This window comes from Chitinophaga filiformis, from assembly GCF_900102545.1.
Taxonomy (GTDB): Bacteria; Bacteroidota; Bacteroidia; order Chitinophagales; family Chitinophagaceae; genus Chitinophaga; species Chitinophaga filiformis.
The window spans coordinates 1,137,746-1,162,881 of sequence record NZ_FNBN01000002.1; the positions used below are offsets into that span (position 1 = coordinate 1,137,746).

Below are 25,136 nucleotides of genomic sequence, written 5' to 3' on the forward strand. Positions count from 1 at the left end.
GTTATTGGTTATTGGTTGTGGGCAATAGTGACAGATAGCCTTCCTGTATAACTTGTCCGTTAAGAGAGCCTGTTTGTAATTGCGTTTGATTGTCCATATTTGTTTCCTGCCACCCGCCTGTTGTTGTTTGCTGTTTTAATACCCACTGGCGGTCGGGTTCTGCGCCAAGTGGTATAAAGGGTTCCGTCGATGTACCTAAGAACGGCGCTGTAAGCATGTCCAGTTCCATGTGCTTCAAACCATCCGTGTAACTTGCCGGCAGATCAATGAATTTAGCCGGCAGTATCCCAGCATTTGCCTGCACCCCTCCTCTGGGGTCCATCAGTAGCGTAATACCCTGCCGGTCGCTCGCTGCGGCAAATGATAGCTGTATATCATCACTGGTGAAATACCCGCTGGCAGGTTTAGGCATTCCATAAGGAATATGCATTTCTTCAAAGCCTTTTCCTGTGTCTTTAAAATAGCCTATCAATCCATCTTTGTTGTTACGGCTATCGCCTAAGGCTATGGGAAATTGCAGGTTTGCCAGACCGGGCGGCTGTACTTTGGTATCTTCAGTAATGCTATGCTCATAATGTTGTGGCTGGGCAGGCAGTCCCTGTAATTCCAGTTGTAATCCTGCTCTTACAAGGGCCACTGGTTGTCCCATTAACCCTGCAATACCAGGTGCCTGTTGCCCTCCGGAGGTAGAAAGGAAAAGAGCTGTACGATTGCAAAGCTCAAACAGGGACCGTAATGCGGCACCTCCGGCAGGTTGACCATTATTGTCACGGAAGCCGAGCAGCCCCTTTACAAAGTCCAGCAGGTAGCCGTTGCTGATAGCCGTTTCCGGCGTCTGATCATTGGGAGCGCCTGGTGGATTGCTCCATTGCAATTGTACCCTTCCTTCAATAGTTACCATTTTCAGTGCGCCACATTTTATACCGTTGGTGGTATATATATCCAGCGACTGGTCCAGGTGATCGGGCAGCAGCCAGCCGCAAACAGGGTTTGTAGCAGGATCACTGCTGCTTTCTTCCAATGGTCCGGGCTGCGCTGTACACCACCTGAATAAGAGTCTGGCAGGCTGTATGACCCGGGGCGAGAGCGTTATCTGAACACCATTGTTCAACTGGTTCAGGTGCTCCGCGATGTGCAAACGCCCTTTCTGAATAATATTGCCGCCGCTATCAGTATCAATGATCTTTTTTACCTGTCCGAAAGCGTCGACCATCCACAGCCGCGTAAACCGCAGGTGCCCTGCCCGGAGAGGAAAAAAGTTAGGAACCTGCCCCGATTTTGCATGTACATCGGGAAAAAAGTAGGCTTCTCTGGAGATGTAATTATCCAGACTGTTATCCGGCATAATTACCCAATCTGTATCTGCCGGATTCCGGAGCAGCGGTATATGTATCGTATGGCCCCGCATCAGCAGGGAATCTGAAAATGAAGCAAGTGCCTGCGAGAGATGCGCGCCCGCAGGTACGTTTTCAGGTAGCCTTTGCTGCAATAGATTATTCACCATATCAGTAAGCAATACTTTTCCTGCATACTCGATCGCTTTTGTTGTATCAGGAGCAGCGCCTTTGTATTTGTATTGTTTATTCTCCCATTGCCAGTCCTGTTGCCTGAATTGCCATTGTCCGTTTTCAACAGTGTAAGAGGGGATGAACTTAACATACCAGATCAGGTATAAAGGTGTCCAGGGATGTTGCCAGCGCTGGATGCCCCGTGTTAAGAACAGTTGGGAAAGCGTATCAAGGCTCCAGCTCTGTGGCCTGATGGGTGTGCCTCCACGAAGTACCACCGCTTTAAATTTATCAGTCGCTGCTCCTGCCGTAAGCAACAGCATATTTTTGAGATATGCTGCCAGTGCCTGGATGTTGACGTTATTACCAGGATTATCCTTATAATATTGCTGTGCCCACACCGTCGTCCATGATGGATCAAACAGGATGGCCTCATAGTAAAGCTGGCTGATGAGGCTTATATTGTTTTTTAGCGAACCCAGTTCTTTAAGTCCAAGGGTAATATTAACTGCGGAGATAGTACGCTCACCTGCAGCATTATCGTTCAATATCATGCCTGCAATGATCTCAGGCGCTGTTCGACATGGCAGTTTATCGCCTTTGCCGGGATTTTTATATTTTGATGATGTGGTTACCCCAGGACCAGAAAACAGCAGGGAAGGATCGTTTGGCTGCCAGTAACGCGGCATTTTCTTCTCTACAAGTTCAAACAGTGGCGCCTTGCCTCCTACCCCAATAAAGGCAGGCATCTGGTTAATAATGGCCTGTTGTGCAGTTACAGCAGCTTTGTGTTGCGTGATGGCCGTACTAATTACATCTATATCATTTTTTAAAAGGTCACGGCGGGTAGTCAGACTTGCCAGCAATGCCTGATCACCATCTGTATCAGCCATGATCATTTTATCGGTCAAAGCCCTGAATTCGAGCATCAAAGATGTCTTCTTCTGTATAAGCCTGTCTGCTGCCTGTTGTTCGGTATTGATCTTTTTAAATGCTGCTGAAATACCAGGATTAGCATCAGGTTCAGGGAAGACGGGTATTGATTCTTTTCCTTCTTTATCGCTGGCATCCTTTTCCACATGTTTGATCTCCCATAGCGAACCGCCATCATAAGCAGTGTATGCGTGACTGTCTATCTGGACATCCATTTCTGTAGCATCTACGGTATCTTTAAGGATATCATAGAAATAGCCGCTAAGCAATTTCTCGGCAGCGCCGGTTTGCCTGGACAACTGTGCACTTTTAGCTTCGATGGCAGTCATCCCTACGCCGGTATTCACAACGGCACTGCTGACCGGTAGTCCGTAAGTTTTTGCGGGGTCCCAGTTCACACTGTGTATGAAACCATGACACATGATAGAATCAGGAAAGTTCGCCGTTGCGTTACCAGGTAACGCCCACTTGCTTTTAATGCTGTTGATGATAAGCGCATCGCTGTTCGTGAGGGGCTCAATAGCAGAATCAGAATACCAGCCTGTTACCAGGTAAGAAAATGAAGTTGCGGTGGTATCCATACCAGCTAAGTCATCCCACAAGCCAAACACATTGCGGCAATACTGATAAATACCGGCAAAGCTGGCATTACCCGGCGCCATTGCTGTCAGCGGAGTAGTGCTACGGGGCTGTTCAACCGTCCAGTTCTCAAGTACGGTAGCCTTGCCTATATTATGTGAAGTGGAATAACTACCATCCGGATTTTGTACCGCCCAGGGACTTTTATTTGATATAAAATCCCCGATGTAATCACTTTCCAGCAACCATTTTTTGATGACAGGCTGATTATTTACAAGATGCGTTCTGATCACCAGCCATCTGTTGGGTACAGCGGGAAACAGGGCTTTTCCATCCTTCTGTATACCATTGGTAAGAGCGGCAGGCAGCGCCCAGTGCAGGTGAATGCCTTTTTCACAAAAGCCTCCCTGCCTGAGCTCTTTCAGATCGCCAGGTTCAAGAAAGCTGCCCAGACGGGTATAGAGGCCGTCATAATCTATATAAAAGTTCTTCCAGTTGTAGGCGGTATCTTTAGCTGTGTTTTTGTCTACAATAAGCGCTTCTATTTTTACCGGCACTAATATTTTCTCACTCATGACCAACAAGGTTTAGTCTTTGTTCCAGTTATCAAAAATATCGAGAGTGTATATGATGGGGCTTTCCAGCAGCTGAAAAGCAAGTTCTGCGGAGGTACGAACCTGTGTACCTTTTTCCGTGATGCTGGCAGCTATATTTTTAAGGTTTAATACGCCGTTGTTAACTGACAGCGTAACGGTTGTTTGTCCTACGTTACCCGCTTTATCCCGCAGCGCTTTCTGAAATATGCCATTACCGGCATCAACGCCAAAGTGGATACCTTCCGGTGGCTGTATGAATGACAACTGCTGCACTTTCCCGGAGAACACGCAAAGCTGTATATCGTCCGACAGGCGTTCGATCTTCAGCGGATGCTGCATCCAGCTGCCTGTTTCGTCTTTCGCAAAGATCTTAATGCCTTTCCAGCCTGATACCAGTTGTGAGCGCAGGAAAAAGCCTGTAATATGGCCCTTTATTGTTTTAGGCAATGGTACGGCTTCGCCTTCTGCACCGGGGATAAAGGAGGCATTCGCTTTATTGACCATGATATTCTCGGGTAAAAAGCTGCCGTCCTTCAGCATATTAAGCAGCGCAACAGAATCTTCCGTAGCTACAATACTTAAGGCTCCGCCTAACAGGGCTTCTATCCAGTCATAATCTATATAGAAAGTACCAACAGCTTCCTTAAGGATTGTTCCTCCTTCACGGCTGATGAGATACTGCTCATGTGGTATGAGGTAATTCACAGGCACGCCTTCCAGTAGAAAGAGTTTACCCAGCCAGTCTGTGATGGTCTGCGGTATCTCGTGCATTGCGCCTCCGCTTCCGGCTATGTTGTTCAGCTGTTGCTGAATATCGTTCGGAGCATTAGAGAAGGGCACCGGCGTCTTATTAAACTCGTTTCCCATATTGTACCAGCTGGCGAGGAAACCTTTCATCTTGTCTTCCAGCGTTGCCGTTGCCGGTAATTCATCGCTGAACTCAGCGGGGAATAGGTTGGATATTTGCTGCATGGCGGCTGTTTTAACCACCTTTCTTTTCCCCTGCAGCTTCCACTGATAAAGTGCAGTGTTAAATGTTTTGTCTTTCAAGGCCAGCAAACGTCCGAGTTGCCATGCTGCAGCGTAAGAGATATCTACCAGCCCTGTGAGGTGATCAAAGCGAAGCGCTTCATCCGCCGTTTTATAGACTTTAGTTTTCGGATTGGCAGGCAGGAAGTTCGGATTGAAAGGACCGCGGTACCAGGAGTAGGTCTGTGCACCGTTGCGGGTAACATGCGGCAACAATGTATATCCGTAGTCATACGATTTTTTGACAGCCTCATTGATTCCTGCCGGATAATTCATTTTGAAGGGACTTACATGCAGTCCTTCACATAGCTCCAGAAAGTTCTTACCAGCTGCTACTGTAAAACTCCATGATTGCAGCACGACAAGCCGCACTTTGCTTTTCCCTTTGTTTTCAATGTACTGGTTGACTGTATAATAATTGTGATAGCCTTCCAGTGATACAAGGAACACTGTGTTCCTCACGGCACTGGATTGATCGGCAGCTCTTACCGGGAGCCGGTTGCCCATGAGTGTAGCAAAGTATCCCTCATCCTCTATAGATGCACGTTCCTTGCTTTCATCCACGGTTACCTTTCTCACATGTGCCAGATAGGGCAAATCATCTATGGCAGGCGCTACCTGCTTAAATAGTGGCAGGGGCACATCTATTACATCATACGTTGTGTTGATGTCTTCCCAGGGAGCCAGTTTAGGATTTTGCCCGTTCACAATGTCAGTTGATATCTCCGGTACAAATACGTTTGTTCCGGTATCCTTCAGGCTTTTCTTCTCGGGTATGATAGCATCTGCTGCATTGCCGCGTCCTCTCATCTCATCTTCACTAAATAACAGCAATGCCATCCAGGGTGCATGCCGCACAGGATCATTGAGTTTAAACCTTGTATTGCTGTGCAATTCTCCATCTATGGTACGCTCCCAGGGCAACGTACGACGGTTGAAGACGATTTGCGGCAATGTGGTCTCAAAATGGCCTGTCATATCCCTGGGAGGATACCTGGTATAAACAGTTGCCTCATCAAGCATAAAGCGCGGCGCGCCTACCCATACTTTCTTGACAGCAGTTTCAAAATCGGCGTTGCTGGCCTTGGCTACATTTACTGACAGATCAGCGCTTACAGTATATTCTCCGGCCACGAGTTGTGGCAGGCATTCATGGATGAATGCCAGTTGTTCCGGATCTTGTAATAGTTTTTGCTCAGTTGCCATTGTCCGCTATATTTTCGTTGCCTGTTTCGGTTTTATATTGGGGTAAGCCACCTAGTTGTACGATCACCGGATCGGCGCCCAATATCGCTATCCATCCATGCAGCTTAGATGCTGTTACTGTTGTTTCTTCAGATTCCTGCACCTGCAGGGCTGCCGTGATAATAGCCTGTCGGTTGGCAGTGATGACAGCATCGTCCATTTTGTTATTGATGATAGTTTTTATGGGATCGCTATAAGCGGTATTATCCGGACCAGTCAATGCGGCTATATAATTCCAGCGTAATGATTCATCTACTGCTCTGAACTTTCCATTGAGATCAAATCCGGGAGGATCCACTGGTGCGGGCGCTTCTCTGGCGGTAATAACAACGCCCTTAAGCGCATTTTGTAGCACTTTCACATCTTCCGGTGTGTTATTGTTACCACTCCCCTGCTGATTGCTCCACAATGATCCGGGTACACCGGCAGTATAAGTGGAATAGTGAGGTGCAAAGTCGCCACTAAGCGGCTGACCGTTCATCAGTACCTTCACTGTCAGTGCAGATGCGAGGCTTGTTTCCTGCATGGGACGTATACCAAGGGTGCGGTTACGATCAGCGTATTGCAGTGTTCCACTGTCTGTCTGCATTTTTGAGTCGGCGGATATTTCGTTCACTACTCCTGACAGATCCGGTACTTTTACCGTCGTCACCGGTAAAGGAATATCTACATTTATCCTCAGCTGATGTGGGTTTACAAGCAGGTATTTGATCTCTCCTGCACTTGTACGTACCGTATATTCATTGATAATACCGGAACCGATGATGATCTCCGGCGTAATTCTTTTGTTGGTATTGACAGGTATAAATTGTTGTTTGAATGCCGGCCAATCCAGCTTCTCTGCTTCCTTCTTAGTGGCACTGCCAAAAGGTATGGTGAATGAGAATATACTCCAGTCCACAAAGGCTTCACCCGCAAATGGTGGTCCCCAGATATGCAGCTCAGCACCCATTTCAAGTTTAAAATGTACTGTAAAGAGCCCCATATCTATATTGGCGTCTATCTTTACCCTGATACCCATATCGATGGCGTATTGGAAAGGCGCCCAGGCAATGAGCATGTCTGCCCACAGGGCTATGCTGGCCGTCAGGAAACTTAGACTGAAGGTTACTTCCAATCGGCCACCTGCCATGATGCAGCTTGGTGTCAGGGCATAATACAATCCTCCTTTAATTTGCAGTTCCTTCGATAATTTCCAGTTAAGACCCAACCGGTCCACATCCGGATAATGGGATGGCTTATTGAATTTGGGATGATATCCTCCCAAAGTAATGACAAAATCTCCTGCATGCGGTCCTTTCACCCATGCGTAGAAAGCAAAGCCTCCTGTGAGTTTACAGTTCTTATCCAGCACATATGAATTGGGTGTCAGCATGGCTTCTACCGCAATCACATCGCTATCCGGACCAAAGCTGGCTCTTACGGCCAGTTCTATGTAGGCAATTGCTTTATCCTTTGTTGGCCATGCAAGAATAGACAGGCCCAGAATGGCAAATTCGGTTCGTGTACCAAATTGTGCCATTACAAGTACGAATGATTCTATGAGCTTGAAGGAGGTAAATTTTATACCTACTGCCAGCCAGTAATCGCCGGGAGATGCAGGTATCCATTGCTGGCTTACCAGTTCCGCCAATATATCATTCAGTGTTTTAGCGGGATTGGGGTTAAGCGCCATTGCGACCAGCGGGAAGGTATTGACTTCCCGGATAGCAGGTACTTTCACCCTGCGGTTGTAACCAAAGCCTGCTGCTATGCCAGTTACAAAAAAGAAGGCTGGTCCGCCGATGGCTCCTGCATACATCGCATAGATGAATAAGGATACTGCACCATCAGGTTTAGGCTCTATCAGCTTGCTGTAAGCGCCAATACCGCTGACGCTGAATTTTGCTAATGAAAGTTGTGCAGATCCATAATAAGAATATTGCTCCACACCGGGTAACGGCGTTGCTCTCAGGAACATGCCGCTGATGCGGATAGGATCTTTGGTGTAAGACAATCCGATGCCATCTATATAGAACTCAGGCAGCGCGGGTGGGAATTTCCATTCCAGTTTAAAGCCCAGCCCCAGGCTTATCATCTGCATGCCGATGCCTGCCATCAGCATGGAAGCATCCAGCAGCAGTACTACTCTACCTTCATTGTACATGAAGCCAAGACGCTGTAGTGTTACAGGACCAATTTTCTTGTCTACTTTAGTCCATTTTGCTTTTGAGGCTACTTCTCCCGGAAGCGTGCTTACTACTGCTGTACTACTGTCATTTCCTCCGTTTGGTGGCGAATAAGTTTTATCAGGTCCATCATTCAGTACATAATATTCTTCACGACCATTGATCAGCAGCTGGGCAGAGACGTTAAAACCTTTAGTGATCTCCACTTCAGGCATACCTGTAAAACGCTGCAATTCTGCCTGGGTAAAGGTACCGCTTGCGTACAGGGCCAATACTTCCCGAAAAGCAAAAGCATCGTCTTTGGCAAACAATGATCCAGCCAGTGGCAGGTCTTCGAGATTAAGGTGAAGGCCAGCGCCCAGCCCTACAAGCAAGGCGGTACTTCCATCTTTCGCTTTCCTGTATAATAAAAAGGCTTTAAAATCATTGAGTGTCAGTGTGGCATCCGGAATAGTGTTAGGATTGCTGAAAACGCTGCCGGCTATATCTTTCAGATTGATAGTTGTTATACCTGTATGGATGTAGCCTGCATACATGTACCAGTCATCTGCTACTTTCTGATAACTCAGGAGGAACCGGTGAGTACCAATACGGAGCACACCGCCAAAAGTGAATGCACTATCAGACCCTTCCACTTTTTTATAGGCTGCCTGCAGGGTGGCGTCAATCTCTTTACCGTTAATGGTAAGCCGCGTCTCGAATGAGATACTGAACTCACTTGAACGGGCACCAGTACCATAATTAACAGATAGCGCCCGGATAGCCGGGAGCTGATCCAGAAAACCGGGGATCTCTGTTTTGTCGCCGGGAGCAAAGGCTTTGAGCAGTGCCGCTAAACTGACACCTCCTGGATCCTGGGTCTTTAGCGCGGCATAAACTGATTTATCAGTACCATTTATCCGAAGGCCCATTGAAATGTCAAACTCAACCGCATTGGTATCGCCAATGCGGGTTGAGCCTGATAGATCCAGTAAAAAATTGGATGATGCTGCCATAATTCTTACTACCGGTTAAGGAATAATTTCCCAACAGGTCAATTATTCTGCAGAAGTGGTAACATTAGTGTTCAATCATTGTAAGCGTCGGCGCCTTAGCTTTTAGGAGCTTCCAGGGTTGGATTGGTAGCTATGTTGGTGACTCTGAAGCCTACTTTCTTAATAGTGAAAGCGCCAAACTTGATGGTCTGTCCTTCTTTTGATGTCACCCAGAAATCAAAAGTCTTCTGTGTGATGTTGTAGTAGAAGTCTTTGAACAGGATGATAAAATCTTCCGGTTTCTTGCTTGTACCGTCTTCACCTTTTATATCTGGCAGTTGTGGTGTAGCGGTATCGCCGGTGTTTCTTGTGATCCAGTCAATGAGTACTTTGAGGTTGATCTGGCTTCCTTCTGCTTCATCTGTTTTGTCGCTGAAGTCGATGATCCAATCGCCCTTGGTATTGAGTTTGGTCACCAGGTTGCCCATTCTTACATTCAGGATGGCGGCAGCAGCGTCGTTGCCTTCAGGACCAATGGCAAGCTGTCCGTTTATTCCTACGCTGTATTTTGATGCGTTGGCGAGACCACTGATAGTAACTGTAGTACCGTTCAATGCAAAAGTTCCACCTACTGCACGGTAGACCACTGTGGCGCCATTTGCCCAGGTTACCTGAATGTTGTCATTGGCAGTAGCGAAATTCGTCCATGTAGCTGCTGTTACATTTTCCGCTGTGATCTTTTCAGCAAAAGTGCCATTACTGTCAAATTTGACAAGTTCATTAGCATCTGTGATTGCAGGAATGTTGCTGGAAAGATTCTTAATTTCTGTAATTGTCATTTTGTTTGAGTTTGAGGTTAATATGTATGTGTGGGTAATACTTGTATTGCCGGGTGTTTAGTATTTAATTATATAGTTGAGGGCTATCCATTTAGGACGATTTCTATCATTTGAAGGCGAGGATGGCATTGTATAGGCAGGTAAGTTTACCACATGCCAGTGACCGCCCGCATTTTCTGTAGTTTGCTTTGTAACATCCTGACCACCTGTGTCTATACCAGTGTAACCTCCCTTATCCAGCCCTCGGTTATACCAGGTGCGGGGAAAAAAGTGATTGTGGTCGCCTGCCCATTCAGTACCAAATGATCTTTGAGGCATTGTAACTGAATGACTGTGTTGATCAGGATAACCCGATGTACCCACTGGCTCCCACGGAGTGGCTCCCTGGACAAAGGATGCACTAAGATCAGGCACTTTGAATGTTGCGGTAGTCCCGCCATTGCCATACGTGTAGCCTATAGCAGCAAAGAGATCTTTCTGATCTCCGCTGATCGAATAGGCAGCTCCATTACAGAGTAACCATCCGGGAGGAGCAGTAGTCCCTGCATAAGGGAGAACGGTACCTACAGGCATAACCACGCCTGTTTTGTCTACGAATCTGCCATTGGCTTTTACGTTTCCATCTACTTGTAGTTTTTCTGTGGGCGCTTCGGTGCCAACACCTACATTTCCATTGGGTAGAATTTTTAAAGCGTCAGTTTGTGCGTATAGGTTACTGATCGCTGCAATGCATACGAATGCTGTAATGAATAGAGAATGTTTCATTTTAATTTGGGATTAAGAATAAATATGATGTCCAGCTATTGCCTTCAATGCATTTCCGACAGGAGCTTGCTTTCGGGAACAGGGATACACTCCGGATCTGTAAGAACAGATAGCAGGAACAACAATAGTGTACAATTATGTTGAAGTGTTACTTTGGGGTGTAACATAACGGGGTCAATTAGTTATTTTGTATTTAAAGGGTAACTGTAAAATATGGGTGCAAATGTAAAAACTAAAACATGATACCACAAAAATTTCTTGATAAACGGCAGATATCTCATGACGCCCGGCGTCCTAAAGCTGAAAGACGTAACTATATACACGTCAATGGGGTCCTTGCTGCGCGCAGTAAGAACCCCATTGGACATTTGGCCTTAAGGACTATTTTAACTCAACATCCAGGTAAACAGAATGACGCCCGTATGTTTCATAAAATGGTTTAAAAACCACGCCATCTATCGTGAATTGCAATTGTTCTGGATCGCCTTTAATAGACTTACTTATATCTTCTGCATCCAGGGTTATTTTACGCCAATCCTGTCTTGCTTCAGGTTCCTGGGCAGCCAGCAATATTGGTCCGTAAAACAGGCTGGCGATATTCTGTTGATCCATCACCGGATCGAGGTGAAACTGGAACGGCATTTTCAATTCTATCACATCGCCATCTTTCCATTGACGGCTTATTTTCAGGTAGCTGCCTGGCTTAGCTGGAAGTGCCTGTTCCTTACCGTTGATCTTTACAAAGAAGCCTTTGGTAGCCCAGCCAGGCACACGCACATTGATATCAAACTTTCCACTTCCTTTGATAGTAAGACGCGTATTATCTTCCTTTGGAAAATCTGTTGTCTGTTCTATCGTTACCCCGCGTTCTGTCCATTGTAGTGTTGAGGGTATGTATAGATTGACATACAGCGCCTGGTCATCTTTACTTTTAAAGTAAATTGAATGCTGGAACTTGGTATTACTCTCTAACGCAGTACCGTTACAACACGTAAAGCCTGTCATATCCGGATTGCCAAATTGTTTGATAGACCCTGGTCTGAGCGGTATATGGTAGGTATTGGCAGGAGAATGCTCGGCTACAGAAGCCAGGATATCATTGTACAATGCACGTTCGTAATAGTCCATTAACTCTGCCCGCTGATCGAAGAGAAACAGGTCACTTGTCAATTTTAGCATATTGTATGTGGCACAGGTCTCGTTTTGTCCGCCGGAAGAGAAACCGTTTTCATACAATGTTGCCGGCTGACTGATAAAACATTCCGCATTAGCGGGATTACGTGCTCCTGCTACTCCTCCAATGCTGTACATATAGTCGTTGACAGCCTTATACCAGAAGTTATCGGCCACTTTGTAATATTCCGGATTATTCGAAACGCGGTACATTTCGATACTTCCCACAATCTGCGGTATATGCTGATTGGCATGCAGTCCACGGAAAACATCTACATTTTTCGCCAGCCCATGCGAATGTGCGGTATCACCAAAGAAGACCCTGATGTTATCAAATAACTGTGCTGTTTTCAGGTATTTTGATTCACCGGTAATGCGGTACATACGGGCCATTGCCTCATTCATGCCTCCAAATTCACCTGCTATGTATGTATTCCACATCTTTATGAGCGTATCCTTAGGCAAGCGGCTCAAACGGGCATATACCCAATCACTCATGCCCGCAGCTATATCAAGCGCTTTTTTATTACCACTCACTTCATATACATCCATTAAGCCAGCCAGAATTTTGTGCAATGTGTAATAGGGAGCCCAAATCTGGTTCTTCTGTCCTCCATACTTAGCGCCGTGTTCCAACATGATAAACTGATCCGGAGGATATGCGCTGATGAATCCTTTCCCCCAGTTCCAGTAATCGGTACGAATACCCTCATCACTCAAATCTGAATCATAATTTGATTTTCCGGGACCATGCGGCACTGCTGTCGGATCGGACACATAGGCGCTACCTGCTGTTTTCGGCTTTCCGGATAATTGTGATAACTCATAGAGCGTATTCACCATATACTCCATTTTCTGAGAGAAATTAGCCTGCAATGCCTTGTCATATCCTGTGCTGGCATAAGCCTGTGCAATTGCCGTAAGGTAGTGACCTGTAGCATGGCCTCTTAATTTAGTATCCTTACTGTCCCATACGTCCAGCGGCTTTGCGCCTTCAGGTTGCTGCTGACCAAAAGCATGGCGGAACATATACAGAAAGGAGTTAGGATCAGTGGTAGCTAAGGTTTTTATAAACTTATCCCGGTTTTCGGTAAACTGGGTTTCATGGCCATGGGCATCGGCTTTTAAGGAAACCTTACCTAAATCAAATGCCGCCAGCTTTAAATCGGGCGTAGCTGACTTGTCGGACTTTTTAACCGTAACAAACGCCTTTGGCTGAAAATCTGTTCCGGCAACACGTCCTGTAACGGTATAGCGTCCTGGTTTAAGAACAGCGTTATTGTCTATTGGAAAAGGCCAGAGCACACGTACTTTCGGACCTTTCATACCATTCTTATATGTTCCCTCTATATAACTGGGTAGTCGTGGCAAATTTCCCAAGGCTGTTTCCACTTCTACATCGGCTACATGAACCAAATAAGCATTATAAAGCTGCGCCTGGGTCGGAGAAAAATGAGGGAGGTCATCTTCATGTTTACCTGTGGTATTCACCACGCCTTCATTGATACCTGTCTGGGAATTGTTATAGATCCCTGCAACCTGTCTCCTGCTCAGCGCAATACGATAAATACGAAAATCGTGTATCATTGCATTGAGATAGGGATCGCCTGGTAATAAGGACTTACCGATATAAAGCTGTCTCTTCTCTCCTGCCCGCTGACCAAATACGGCCGTTAATTCAGACGGGATATCTTTCGCCTCACCCACCGGCTTACTGTCAACATAGGTGATCATAGATTTTGAAGGAATATCTATTACTATGGCAAGATGCACCCACTTGTTTAATTCTATAGCCGGAGAAACCGCTCCTTTTTTATTACCCTGTCCCGCTGTTATTAACGCCTGATAGCCTTCCTGCGCATTTGTACCAACAGGAGCTGCAAAGAAATGTTTGGTATCATCTTCTCCGAAATCAAAAAATCGTTGGCCTGATTGCTTCGAACGCAGGTAGATCCATCCTGATATACTGAGCGATTCTATATCTGATAATGCTTCTCCCGGGAGCTTAACAAAAGCATTGTTATTTCCGGGAAGCGACAATACCTTTCCAAAACGTTCGTCGTTAACAAATTTGATTTCATCCCCCTGGGATTTGCCGTGCAGATTATTCCGGGACCAATCTTTGAGATCTCCGTTAAAAACATAACGCGCGATCATTCCCGTTTCACCGATTCCATCTAATATCTGATCCCCATTTTGTGCATGAGCGGTGTTAATACCCTGGATCCAAACAGCAACAAACAGGATGACACGCACGAATACTTGGTACATTTTCATAATTGCATAATTTTCAGCAATACCCTTATACCTTCTGTTATAAAATCTAATTCTTTACAGGATAAACATCTGTAAATCAATACATCCCACAACAGATCAATATTCAGGTAATTAACTATGAAACTATGAAGAATTCCCGCGTTCCTATAAGTATATTTTAGCTGATAGTCAAATGATATTAACTAGTTTCCTTTCCGAAAAACAAGGAATATCTATTCCGCCGGTGTTCGCTCCAGTAGGTAAACATGTTCCGGACCATCTATTTCATCCATCACCTCATCTACTTTAATAAAGCCAAAAGACCGGGCAAGCGCCAAAGAAGGTATATTTTCCGGTGAAATAGAAGCAATGAAACGCTGTATAGAGAATGCCTCCGCTGCCCAGTTAATAAGGGCCAAGATCGCTTCCCGCGCATATCCCTCTCTTCTATAATCTGAGAAGATCCTATATCCAAGTTCTACCGCGTCCTTCATATACGGCTTCTCTGCATCGTGATCCGGACTACCGTGAAAACGAATCAAGCCAATCATCTTCTTTTCACTTTTTAGTATAATCCCCCTGGACGCCCAAGGTTTATATTCCGGGTCTTCGCGTAGCAGGTGATGGTCTCTTTTCAGGACGCCAAGGTCGCTAAAGAACTCCTCCGGGATAGCAGCATGTAGTAGCTGTTGAGCTGCTGCAAGATCGTTATTAAGACAAGCGCTGGTGACTTCATCTCCGAGTAGTCGCAGTATCAGGCGTGGGGTAATGATATCATTTATCGCTTCAGGCATGCAATATAGTTTTCAGTCAAGTTGTATCTCAAGTCTTCTTTTCTTAATGTCGATGTCCAACCAATCAACTTCCTCCGGGTCAGGAATGCATTCTTTAATATCCAGATTCCTTGCGTGCCTGCTAAGCGCCTTGTTCCCCAGCTTCAGCACCAGTTCATATTCTGATTGCCCATCTTTACCAATAAATGCTTTCAAAGTGATCTTCCTGCTATCATGTATAGATTTTTGAGAATAGCTATGGCCGGTCGCAAAGGGTAGAACACCATCACACCAAAAGCCTTTTATTTCTTCATTGTTTGAATGCTGAAACGCCTTGCAGATTTCATATTCTAAAAATTGATAAAAGTCCTGATCTAACATTGATGCTGTATTTATAGGGATATTGTATGCACACACACCAAATCACTCCTGCCGTAGAGTAATCGCTGGATTTGACATTGCAGTACGATAGGTTTGTATACCTATAGTGAGCACACCGACTAATGACAGGCACCCCAGGCAGGCGGCATAGATTGTAATACCTGGCGTGGCCCGATAAGTAAAAATATGCAGAAATAACGAACCCAGGAAACCTCCCAGGGGCAAACCAATGACCGCTGCTATGAGGATCAGTTTTATAAAACTCCAGGATAAAAGGCGCATAATCTGTCCTACTCCCGCTCCCATCACTTTACGTATGCCTACTTCCTTTGCCCGCTTCTCTGTATTATGTGTCACTACGCCCAGCATACCAAGAGCCGCTATCACAAAGACGATAAAGATAATCACGCCAAACAATTTAAGGTCCTCATTTTCCATGTAATGATCATACATCTGTTGCTCATACCAGCTATATATAAAAGGTTCATAGGGATATAATCGCTTCCAGATACCCTGTAGAGAGGCTACCAGCAGTTGTTGTTTAGTACCATCCTGTACTGACAATGAGAGCGTTTTAAAGGCATGGGGATCATATTGCAACACTAAAGGTGTGACTGGCATCTCATACCGCATAAAATTGAAATTTTTCACCACTCCGGCTATGATCATTTCACTGCTATCGAGAACGATGGTCTGTCCGATGCTACTCCGGGCGTCCTTCAGTCCCAACGACTGTACGGCCTTTTCGTTGATCACCACAAAGTGGCCTTTAAGAGTATCAGCATTATTCCCCGGCAGGTTATTGCCAGCTACAAAATTAAGCCGCATGTTACGAATAAAGGCAGCATCTACGGCATATTTATACGCCTGCAACTGCTCCATGCCGGCTTTGATGCGATCATTCTGTGTGATCATTACCCGTTCTGCCCCTTCACTCAAGAGAGCAGAGGCAGCGCCTACACTATTAACGCCCGACAACTTAGAGATCTCATTGCTGAGCAGACGGTAAGTATTATGATCTGTCAGCGGGATATTAAGAATGTTCTTCCTGTTGAAGTTGTCATTGTCCGTAGCCATATAACGGAACTGGCTATACATCACAACGGTAACCACCATAAATACCAGCGAAACGACAAACTGGATCACGATCAATGCCTTACGAAAGCCCATTTTTCGAACCCCCATAGTATCAAGCGCTCCCCTGAGCATAGTAACGGGTTTACCATACGATAAAATCCGCGCGGGCGTTATACCTGCTACCAGGCCAGTGAAAAGCGTAAAACCAATAAATGCCAGCCACAGACCCACAGGATGTTGTACTTCCCAGGTTAGCCAGCGGGCATAGATAAATGATTTCATCACCTGTAAGAGCACGAAGCCCACTATCAGTGCACAAAAAGCCAATAGCACGCTCTCCATCAACAACTGTAGCACCAACTGCCAGCGTGCGGCGCCTGCCACTTTCCGTACACCTATCTCCCTGACCCTGCTCAGGGAACGGGTGAGTGTAAGATTGGTATAATTAAATATCGCCAGCGATATTATTACCAGCATCATGATAATATTTACCAGGACCTTAAACCAGGGCTCTACCCCGGGATTATTCATCAGACCCTGAAAATCCGGTGAGATCCTGCTCACAAGCTGTCTCCGGAAACGTAGCTCTTTAATACCCCTGAAATCCACATTCTTCTTGTTATCCGCCAATACCTGTTCCAGCATACCGTCCAACCTGGTAGATGGAATCCCCTTTTGCAGGAGCACATAAGTGTATGCATTATAACTAAGCCAGTCTTGCTGGTTAACTGTAGGATTAAGCAAGGGATAGGTAGCCATCGACACTACCAGATCTGCATCCAGATGGCTCTGCTTTGCCTTCAGCGGGGCAAATACGCCTGTAACGGTAAAGGCGCCCAGATCTTTATGCTCAAGTACTCTACCGATGGGATCAGCATCCCCAAAGAATCTTTCTGCTGTTTCGTGAGAGAGCACCACCGTATAAGGCTCGATAGCAGGTTTGCCCTTCTCCAAAGGAAAACCGAAGAGCTGAAAATAACCGGGGCTAACGTAAAGCCCCCATGCTGACAATGACTCTATCCGGTTACTGAAGCTACCTCCAAAGCCATAGATCACCTGTGCCATTTGCTCAACACCACTTTGTTCCTGCAATAGTTTAGGACCTAAGGGTAAGGGCGTGGAGGCCAATGGGAACGTTTTGCCTTCTTTGTTGGTGACATCTGTAAGAATGCGGTAAGTGCGGTCAGGATAAGGATGAAAGGAATCTTTCTCAAAACTGGCCTGTATCTGTATGATAATCAGCAGGCACATAGCCATAGCCAGGCCCAGTCCGATGATATTAATCAGCGAAAACAACCGGTGTTTCCATAAATTGCGCCAGGCGATATTAAAATAGTTTCTTAACATAGTTACTTCCTAATTAAAATAGTTTCTTAACATAGTTACTTCCTATTTTCAAACTCCGATGAAGAATTAATAGCAGCTAAGTATTGAATGGACTTATCCACCACAGATAATATCTGGCTATGTGGCAAGCTAAGAAGATGCCTGAATATAAGATAATGATGGTTAATTATTTAATAATTCACACCGCATAAATGTGTCCGGTTTCGGGACAAATGATGTTCAGTGACGAACATTCGGGTCCGACTAAGCCTATATATGTTTTACTACATTGCTAAATAGTCATGGAATGCATGGTCAACTGCTGTTATTATTGATACGCTCATAGTACAGCGCTGGAACAATTCTTGTAACGGTACTCACATCCCCACATTTAAATCACAGTCCCCATGAAACAAACCCGAGACAGTATCAAAGACATATGGGGTGAGCGCACTCCATATTACGGCAACTGGCCCGTTCGTGTAGATGCGAAAGTGGACGTTGAACCTGAGCGTTGGGTGCAATCGGCCTGTGTACTTTGTTCCAACGGTTGTGGTATGGATATCGGTGTAAAGGACGGCCGGATAGTTGGAGTTCGGGGGCGTGCAACTGACCCTGTTAACCATGGCCGCCTGGGTCCGAAAGGATTGCATGGCTGGATGGCGAATAACAGCAGAGACAGGCTTACACAACCAATGATCAGAAAAGGCGATGAACTCGTAGCTGTCAGCTGGGATGAGGCAATGAATTTCATTGTTCAGAAATCAAAAGACCTTATAAAAGAGCATACCGCTCTAAGCATCGGTTTTTATACCTCCGGCCAACTTTTCCTCGAAGAATATTATACGTTGGGGGTCATTGGCAAAGCTGGCCTCGGCACACCGCATATGGATGGCAACACCCGGCTTTGTACAGCCACCGCGGCTGCAGCCCTAAAAGAATCTTTCGGGAGTGATGGGCAACCAGGTTCTTATACCGATCTGGATTACGCAGCAACGATCTTACATTGTGGTCACAACATCGCCTCGCAACAAACAGTATTATGGATGCGCATACTGGACCGGTTAGCGGGACCCAATCCGCCAAAACTCATTGTTATAGATCCCCGTGATACCTTTACCGCACAAAAGGCCACTGTACACCTGGCCCCCCGGATAGGCACCAATATGGCCGTAATGAATGGATTGCTGAACCTGATCATTCAGGCCAATGCCATTAATGAAGCGTACATCAATGCCCATACCATAGGCTTTGAAGAGCTGAAGCATACCGTTTCGACATATACGCCTGAAAAGGTGGAAGCGATCAGCGGCGTTCCCGCTGGTAAATTACAGGAAGCAGCCGATATCCTTTGTAAAACTGATACACTCGTCTCTACCGTTTTACAGGGCTTTTATCAATCAATGCAGGCCACGGCAGCTTCTGTGCAGGTAAATAACATTCACCTGATCAGAGGCCTTATAGGCCGTGACGGCTGCGGTATTTACCAGATGAACGGCCAGCCTACAGCCCAAAACACGCGTGAAACAGGCGCCGATGGAGACCTTCCGGGATTTCGAAACTGGGGCAACGAAGAACATATAAAAGAGCTGGCGCAGTTATGGAACGTAGAACCGGCAGTTATTCCGCATTGGTCGCCGCCCACGCATGCTATGCAGATCTGGCGTTATGCTGAAACCGGCAGTCTGAAAATGTTATGGATCAGTGCTACCAATCCTGCAGTATCGCTTCCGCAACTGGAAAGGATCCGAAAGATACTTGATCAGAAGAACTTGTTTAAAGTGGTGCAGGACGCGTTCATGACCGAAACAGCGCAGTATGCCGATGTAATATTGCCAGCAGCGATCTGGGGTGAAAAAACCGGTACATATACGAACGTCGACCGCACGGTACACATATCGCATAAGGCAGTTGAGCCGCCTGGAGAAGCGCGTGCTGATCTTGACATCTTTCTTGACTATGCACAGCGCATGGATTTTCAGGACAAAGACGGAGCGCCGCTGATCAAATGGAGGACACCCGAAGAAGCGTTTGAAGCATGGAAAAAATGCGCCTCGGGCCGACCCTGTGATTATACAGGATTAAGTTACGCAAAGCTCAGCCTGCACGACGGCATACAATGGCCATGTAATGAACAACACCCTGAAGGCACAAAACATTTGTACAAAGAGGGGATATTTAATACCGGCATTACGTATTGCGAAACATATGGCCATGACCTGGATACAGGCGCGGCCAACACCCAGGATCAATACAAACTGTTTGATCCGAAAGGGAAGGCAATACTAAAAGGTACGGATTACCAGCCCCCACACGAGCAACCCGACGAAGAATATCCGTTTATGTTAACAACGGGTAGGCTGGTGTATCATTTTCATACCCGCACCAAAACCGGTCGCAGCAAAGAGCTCAACGATGCTGCACCCGATGCTTTTGTTCAAATGTCGGAAGCTGATGCATCAAAAAATGGATTTTCTGAAGGGGATATGGTAGAGATCATTTCAAGATGGGGCAAAGCGATTCAACCAGTGAAGATCGGAGGTGTCCTGCCCGGTGAACTTTTCATTCCGTTTCATTATGGTTATTGGGACGATCCGGATCGTGTGCGTGCGGCAAATGAATTAACAATTACCGAATGGGACCCTATAAGCAAACAGCCACACTTTAAGCATACAGCAGTGAAAGTAAGAAAGTATGAACAGGGAATCTTAGACAAGGCAGCAACACTGATTAAAGATGTAAAAGATTCATTTAATAGTTAATTGGTTATGCACATCGGGAATTATATCGATATGGTCCATAGAGGTCAGCAAGACCTCGCCCAGGCCTTTATCAAAGTAAGCGAACATCATGGTCATGAACCAGATATTAAATCAACCTGCATACTGCTTGCGGGTTGGTCACGCCAGCTGATGGAGAAGATAAAACCATTTGCCGAAAAATACGGTGAAGAGAAGAACAAGGAACCAGACAAACTGATGCGTGATCTATTTGAAGGACCAAGAAAAGGCTCAATGGCATTGTTGCGCGACCTACAGGACCTTTGGCTATTGGCCCGGGAAGCACAGGTGGCCAGCATCATCCTGGAGCAGGCTGCTTTTGGATTAAGAGATAAAGAATTAATCACGGTATGCAACGATATCAACGGTTTTTCAAAAAGACAAATATCCTGGCTACTTACGCGAATGAAGGCTATTGCAACGCAAACATTGATCGCAGCCGAATAATGATCAAAACTAAAACTAACCAGGTATTTAAGGCCCCCAGCTAAATTACTATTCCCGCTTCACTAAATGCAATCTTTACTTTAGGAGGGGCGTACCTGGTGGTATTTCACGGTACAAGCCCCGGGGGGCTTAAAATAAAACCAGGTACGTCCCTCCTTCCCCCGACGAGCTAATATCAATTTTATTCCCTATTTTACCCAACGCCATTCCATTATCCAGTCCCGGATATTACCAGGTATGTGAGTAAACAATTTAAAGATGAAACTAAATCTCCTATTATTAATAGTCCCCTGTTGGTTGGCAACAAAAGGGAGAAAATAGGAGTCAGCAATTTTTCGTCTTAAATTTAATATTGAAAGAAATAATTGATTTCAGCGATGGTCTTTCGTTGAAAGTACACGAAACCAATAAAATTTCCTCCGGGAAAAATTAATGTCCCCGTCCTGGACCTTAAATCGTAATTCAGGTATAAAAACATTCAAACATGAAAGACTTCTTACTGATTTACAGAGCAGATTACGGCGTAGTTGCCAATGCCTCACCCGAAGAAATGCAGACTCGTACCCAGAGCTGGATGGACTGGATCGCAGGTCTTGCCGCTCAGAATAAGTTAACTGACCGTGGAAGCAGGCTGATGCCCCAGGGTAAAATCATGAAAAACGAAGAGATTATTTCGGACGGACCATTCGCCGAAATTAAGGAATCTATTATGGGCTATTCGGTCATAAAGGCAGATTCTACGGAAGAAGCAGTCCAACTGTCTAAAGGATGTCCCATTTTCAAGGTAGGCGGCACCGTAGAGCTACGGGAAATTAATGCGATGTAATGGAACTCTTACCACATTTATTCCGGACAGAGTACAGCAAAATTGTTGCTGTACTCTGTCATTCCTATGGCCTTGACCATATTGAGATCGCGGAAGACATTGCCAGTGAGACTTTTCTTAAGGCAGCTGAGGTATGGAGTAGTAAAGGACTGCCTCCCCATCCTACCGCCTGGCTATATACGGTGGCAAAGAATCAAACGAAGGACTATTTTAAGCGTCAGGCCATTTTCAATAATCGGGTCAAAGGAATGCTGGAGACCGAGACTAGTCATCCGGTAGAAGCGATTGAATTCACTGACGCACTGATTGCCGACAGCCAGCTAGCTATGATCTTTTCCGTTTGCCATCCGGGTAATGCTCCGCAGTCGCAGATCTGTCTTGCCCTTCAGATACTCTGCGGTTTTAGTGTGGAAGAAATTGCCGGTACTTTCCTGACCGGCACAGAGACTATTAAGAAACGCTTACATAGAGCAAGGACTACCCTTCGCAATAATCAATTTCAAATCAGGGACCTTACTGAAACAGCCATACAATCGAGGTTAGATACGGTTTTAAAGACTATATACCTGCTCTTTAACGAAGGCTATTTTTCCCGGACAGGCAATCAGGCCATCCGTAAAGACTTGTGTTCAGAAGCTGTACGACTGGCCGTCTTGCTGGCGGAACATCCTATTACCAATACCCCACAGGTGAATGCCTTACTCGCACTTCTTTATTTTCAAAGCTCACGGCTTGATGCCAGGATCAATGATCAGGGCGAAGCGATCCTTTTCAATCAGCAGGACAAAAGCTCCTGGAATCAGGGCTTCATTGATAAAGGAAATCATTTTCTGATATTGGCCTGTCAGGGGAACCAACTTTCAAAATATCACCTCGAAGCCGCGATTGCTTACTGGCATACTACGCCAAACGACACCGATAAATGGCAGCATATTTTCTATCTCTATGACCAGCTGTTGCTGATTGATCAGTCGCCGATGGTGGCGCTTAACCGGGCTTTCGTGGTGTCCAAACTGTGGGGACAAGACAAAGCTATTCAGGAAGTAGAGCAACTTGCCCTGCATGATAATAGTCATTACCATTCCCTCCTTGGCTATTTATACGCCGGAATAAATACGACTGTAGCCATTAGCCACTACAATACGGCGATCGCATTGAGCAAATCCCGTATGGAAAAGCAGACGCTTGCTAAAGCCATAAAGCAACTGCAGGATACACGATAACCTGATTTCCTGAGCATTTTCCATTCGCTCTCCCTATATTATTATATTTTGTAAATTAGTACAGACAAAAAAGCTAATACCCCAATTCTTCACCAATACCCCAAACATTTCGTGGTACCTACGAAATGTTCAATAAATCAAATAAGCTTATGAAACAGCGTTATCTAACATTCATTTCAGCTTTACTCTTCTTTGCCTGCAATAACAGCACTAAGACAAAAGAAAAGCAGTCGTCTGATAAAAAGTCGCAGACTATTTCCTGTTACACTTCCAGCATAACGGACAAAGACTGGTATACATCAGGTACTAAAGCGCCCAGGTTTAGTGGATTGAAAGGAATTGATTTCAAGATTTCAACGACCAATCAGGAAGCACAGGAATATTTCAACCAGGGAATGATGCTGGCTTATGGCTTCAACCATGCAGAAGCGGCGAGGTCGTTTTATGAAGCCACCCGCTTAGATTCTACCTGTGCCATGGCTTATTGGGGCTATGCCTATGTACTGGGACCTAATTACAATGCAGGAATGGAAGAAGATAACTTTCAACGTGCCTACGAAGCCACACTCAAAGCACAATCGCTTTCCCTAAAGAGTACACCAAAAGAAATTGCGTTGATTAAAGCACTCACTTCCCGGTATGCAAAGGTGCCTCCTGCTAATAGAAACCCTTTGGATATTGCCTATGCAGCAGCCATGAAGAAGGTATATGAGCAGTATCCTACCGATCCTGACATCGGAGCGCTTTATGCAGAATCGTTAATGGATATCCATCCCTGGGATTTGTATGACAAGAAAACAAAAAAGCCGCGTGCCTGGACTCCGGAATTGCTCTCCGTACTGGAACACCTCATAAAAATCAATCCTGTGCATCCCGGGGCACATCATTTCTATATACATGCACTTGAGACCTCTGCTACTCCTGAAAAAGCAATGGCCAGTGCACAATTGCTGGACACCTTAGTACCCGCCGCAGGACATCTGTTGCATATGCCTTCACATGTTTATATTAACACCGGCGACTATCACTTAGGTTCTATTTCCAATATTCGCGCTGTGGAGGCTGATAGTGGTTACTCTACCGCATGTCATGCGCAAGGGGCCTATCCGCTGGCCTATTATCCGCATAATTACCATTTCCTGGCTGCGACAGCTACACTTGAAGGCAATTCGGAATTAGCCTGGATGGCGGCAAAGACACTGCAACAGCATACCTCAGAAGATATCATGCGATTGCCTGGATGGGGTACATTGCAGCATTATTATACCATCCCGTATTACATCGCTGTAAAATTTGCTAAGTGGGATACTATTCTTTCCCTCCCCTCTCCGGCAAAAGATCTCGTATATCCACAGGCAATCTGGCATTACGCAAGAGGAATGGCGTTTTTGGGAAAGAACAATATTCCTGAGGCTCAAAAGGAGATGAACAGCCTGGGGGCATTAGCCACCGATACCACACTACAAGACATTACTATCTGGAATATTAATACTACGGCAGACCTTGCACAAATTGCAGCGAAAGTACTCTCAGGAGAAATAGCGGCAAAGCGAAATCAGCTGGATACGGCTGTTTCGTTGCTTAAAGAAGCGGTTGTTATTGAAGATAACCTGAATTATAATGAGCCTCCTGACTGGTTCTTCTCGGTTAGGCATCATTTGGGAGCGGTACTGCTCAAAGCTGGAAAGTATAGTGATGCTGAGAACATTTATCGACAGGATTTACAAACATGGCGGAAAAATGGTTGGGGGTTGATAGGGTTGTATAATTCGTTAATGCTTCAGAAGAAAAGTGATGAGGCAAGAAAGGTTAAATCTGATTTTGATGTAGCGTGGCAATATGCGGATGTGAAGATTGGATCTTCGTCGAGTGTGATAGAGTAGTAAATACTTAGTCTAATAATATAGCTTAATAAAAAAGGTGTTCTCTTTGAGCACCTTTTTTCAATACATGCATGTACAAACACCATTACGTCAACACGAGGATATAAAAAATCTCCCAAACCCTGTACTTAACAGATTTAGCACCATCCATTAAAATAAAAATTGAGTATCCAAAAAATCATTTATTTTCGCGACTGCGGTAGCAGGTCAGTTCTACAGTTCCAACTTTACATTATCAACCTGTTACCTATCCCTGTCATGTAGGCCCACCCGGATAAAGATATTACTGCATCGGAATTATTCACTAAACAGCCGAACAAATCCACGGATTACGGCAGTATACAACACAACATTA

The 25,136-nt window shown here is 45.5% G+C and carries 14 protein-coding genes; 5 read left to right on the forward strand and 9 right to left on the reverse strand.

From position 1 onward, the window contains the following. Window position 1: 1 nt before the first annotated feature. The 9 genes from BLR32_RS11080 to BLR32_RS11120 form a co-directional block, all read right to left on the reverse strand. The gene (locus BLR32_RS11080; protein WP_089831565.1) at window positions 2-3,595 is read right to left on the reverse strand and encodes a hypothetical protein; all 3,594 of its coding nucleotides are present in this window, start codon (window positions 3,593-3,595) and stop codon (window positions 2-4) included. A 12-nt stretch (window positions 3,596-3,607) separates the two neighbouring features. Further along, on the reverse strand, window positions 3,608-5,851 hold the full coding sequence (locus tag BLR32_RS11085) for a hypothetical protein (protein WP_089831567.1): 2,244 nt from the start codon (window positions 5,849-5,851) through the stop codon (window positions 3,608-3,610). Beyond that, on the reverse strand, window positions 5,841-9,053 hold the full coding sequence (locus BLR32_RS11090; RefSeq protein ID WP_089831569.1) for a DUF6603 domain-containing protein: 3,213 nt from the start codon (window positions 9,051-9,053) through the stop codon (window positions 5,841-5,843). The genes BLR32_RS11085 and BLR32_RS11090 overlap by 11 nt, the downstream gene beginning before the upstream one ends. A 95-nt stretch (window positions 9,054-9,148) precedes the next feature. Then, window positions 9,149-9,871 carry a hypothetical protein gene (locus BLR32_RS11095; RefSeq protein ID WP_089831571.1) on the reverse strand — a complete coding sequence of 241 codons (723 nt, stop codon included), beginning with the start codon at window positions 9,869-9,871 and terminating at the stop codon, window positions 9,149-9,151. Window positions 9,872-9,928: 57 nt separating this feature from the next. Then, entirely contained in the window at window positions 9,929-10,636 is a 708-nt protein-coding gene (locus tag BLR32_RS11100; protein ID WP_089831572.1) for a phage tail protein, read from the reverse strand. Between the two features lie 381 nt (window positions 10,637-11,017). Next, the gene (locus BLR32_RS11105; protein ID WP_089831574.1) at window positions 11,018-14,086 is read right to left on the reverse strand and encodes a beta-L-arabinofuranosidase domain-containing protein; all 3,069 of its coding nucleotides are present in this window, start codon (window positions 14,084-14,086) and stop codon (window positions 11,018-11,020) included. Between the two features lie 212 nt (window positions 14,087-14,298). Continuing rightward, entirely contained in the window at window positions 14,299-14,859 is a 561-nt protein-coding gene (locus tag BLR32_RS11110) for a GNAT family N-acetyltransferase (RefSeq protein ID WP_089831576.1), read from the reverse strand. A gap of 12 nt (window positions 14,860-14,871) precedes the next feature. Further along, window positions 14,872-15,219, reverse strand: coding sequence for a hypothetical protein (locus tag BLR32_RS11115; protein ID WP_089831578.1), 348 nt, complete (start codon window positions 15,217-15,219; stop codon window positions 14,872-14,874). 42 nt (window positions 15,220-15,261) lie between these two features. Further along, window positions 15,262-17,643 (reverse strand): ABC transporter permease, encoded by a 2,382-nt coding sequence (locus tag BLR32_RS11120; RefSeq protein ID WP_089831580.1) that lies wholly within the window; start codon window positions 17,641-17,643, stop codon window positions 15,262-15,264. A 386-nt stretch (window positions 17,644-18,029) separates the two neighbouring features. Here BLR32_RS11120 and BLR32_RS11125 point away from each other — a divergent pair, with 386 nt between their 5' ends. From BLR32_RS11125 to BLR32_RS11145, 5 genes are all read left to right on the forward strand, one after another. Next, window positions 18,030-20,384, forward strand: coding sequence for a molybdopterin oxidoreductase family protein (locus BLR32_RS11125; RefSeq protein WP_089831582.1), 2,355 nt, complete (start codon window positions 18,030-18,032; stop codon window positions 20,382-20,384). 6 nt (window positions 20,385-20,390) lie between these two features. After that, window positions 20,391-20,849, forward strand: a complete 459-nt coding sequence (locus BLR32_RS11130) for a molybdopterin oxidoreductase (RefSeq protein WP_089831584.1) — start codon at window positions 20,391-20,393, stop codon at window positions 20,847-20,849. Between the two features lie 484 nt (window positions 20,850-21,333). Continuing rightward, on the forward strand, window positions 21,334-21,675 hold the full coding sequence (locus BLR32_RS11135) for a YciI family protein (protein ID WP_089831586.1): 342 nt from the start codon (window positions 21,334-21,336) through the stop codon (window positions 21,673-21,675). Then, window positions 21,675-22,898 (forward strand): RNA polymerase sigma factor, encoded by a 1,224-nt coding sequence (locus BLR32_RS11140; RefSeq protein WP_089831588.1) that lies wholly within the window; start codon window positions 21,675-21,677, stop codon window positions 22,896-22,898. The genes BLR32_RS11135 and BLR32_RS11140 overlap by 1 nt, the downstream gene beginning before the upstream one ends. Window positions 22,899-23,047: 149 nt before the next feature. Continuing rightward, on the forward strand, window positions 23,048-24,781 hold the full coding sequence (locus BLR32_RS11145) for a tetratricopeptide repeat protein (protein ID WP_218124171.1): 1,734 nt from the start codon (window positions 23,048-23,050) through the stop codon (window positions 24,779-24,781). Window positions 24,782-25,136 lie beyond the last annotated feature (355 nt).

Bases quoted from the DNA above. Each gene is read 5' to 3' on its own strand.
- BLR32_RS11080 (WP_089831565.1), bottom strand. From the start codon at position 3,595: ATGAGTGAGAAAATATTAGTGCCGGTAAAAATAGAAGCGCTTATTGTA.
- BLR32_RS11130 (WP_089831584.1), top strand. From the start codon at position 20,391: ATGCACATCGGGAATTATATCGATATGGTCCATAGAGGTCAGCAAGAC.
- BLR32_RS11100 (WP_089831572.1), bottom strand. From the start codon at position 10,636: ATGAAACATTCTCTATTCATTACAGCATTCGTATGCATTGCAGCGATC.
- BLR32_RS11145 (WP_218124171.1), top strand. From the start codon at position 23,048: ATGAAACAGCGTTATCTAACATTCATTTCAGCTTTACTCTTCTTTGCC.
- BLR32_RS11095 (WP_089831571.1), bottom strand. From the start codon at position 9,871: ATGACAATTACAGAAATTAAGAATCTTTCCAGCAACATTCCTGCAATC.
- BLR32_RS11135 (WP_089831586.1), top strand. From the start codon at position 21,334: ATGAAAGACTTCTTACTGATTTACAGAGCAGATTACGGCGTAGTTGCC.
- BLR32_RS11085 (WP_089831567.1), bottom strand. From the start codon at position 5,851: ATGGCAACTGAGCAAAAACTATTACAAGATCCGGAACAACTGGCATTC.
- BLR32_RS11105 (WP_089831574.1), bottom strand. From the start codon at position 14,086: ATGAAAATGTACCAAGTATTCGTGCGTGTCATCCTGTTTGTTGCTGTT.
- BLR32_RS11120 (WP_089831580.1), bottom strand. From the start codon at position 17,643: ATGTTAAGAAACTATTTTAATATCGCCTGGCGCAATTTATGGAAACAC.
- BLR32_RS11090 (WP_089831569.1), bottom strand. From the start codon at position 9,053: ATGGCAGCATCATCCAATTTTTTACTGGATCTATCAGGCTCAACCCGC.
- BLR32_RS11125 (WP_089831582.1), top strand. From the start codon at position 18,030: ATGAAACAAACCCGAGACAGTATCAAAGACATATGGGGTGAGCGCACT.
- BLR32_RS11115 (WP_089831578.1), bottom strand. From the start codon at position 15,219: ATGTTAGATCAGGACTTTTATCAATTTTTAGAATATGAAATCTGCAAG.
- BLR32_RS11140 (WP_089831588.1), top strand. From the start codon at position 21,675: ATGGAACTCTTACCACATTTATTCCGGACAGAGTACAGCAAAATTGTT.
- BLR32_RS11110 (WP_089831576.1), bottom strand. From the start codon at position 14,859: ATGCCTGAAGCGATAAATGATATCATTACCCCACGCCTGATACTGCGA.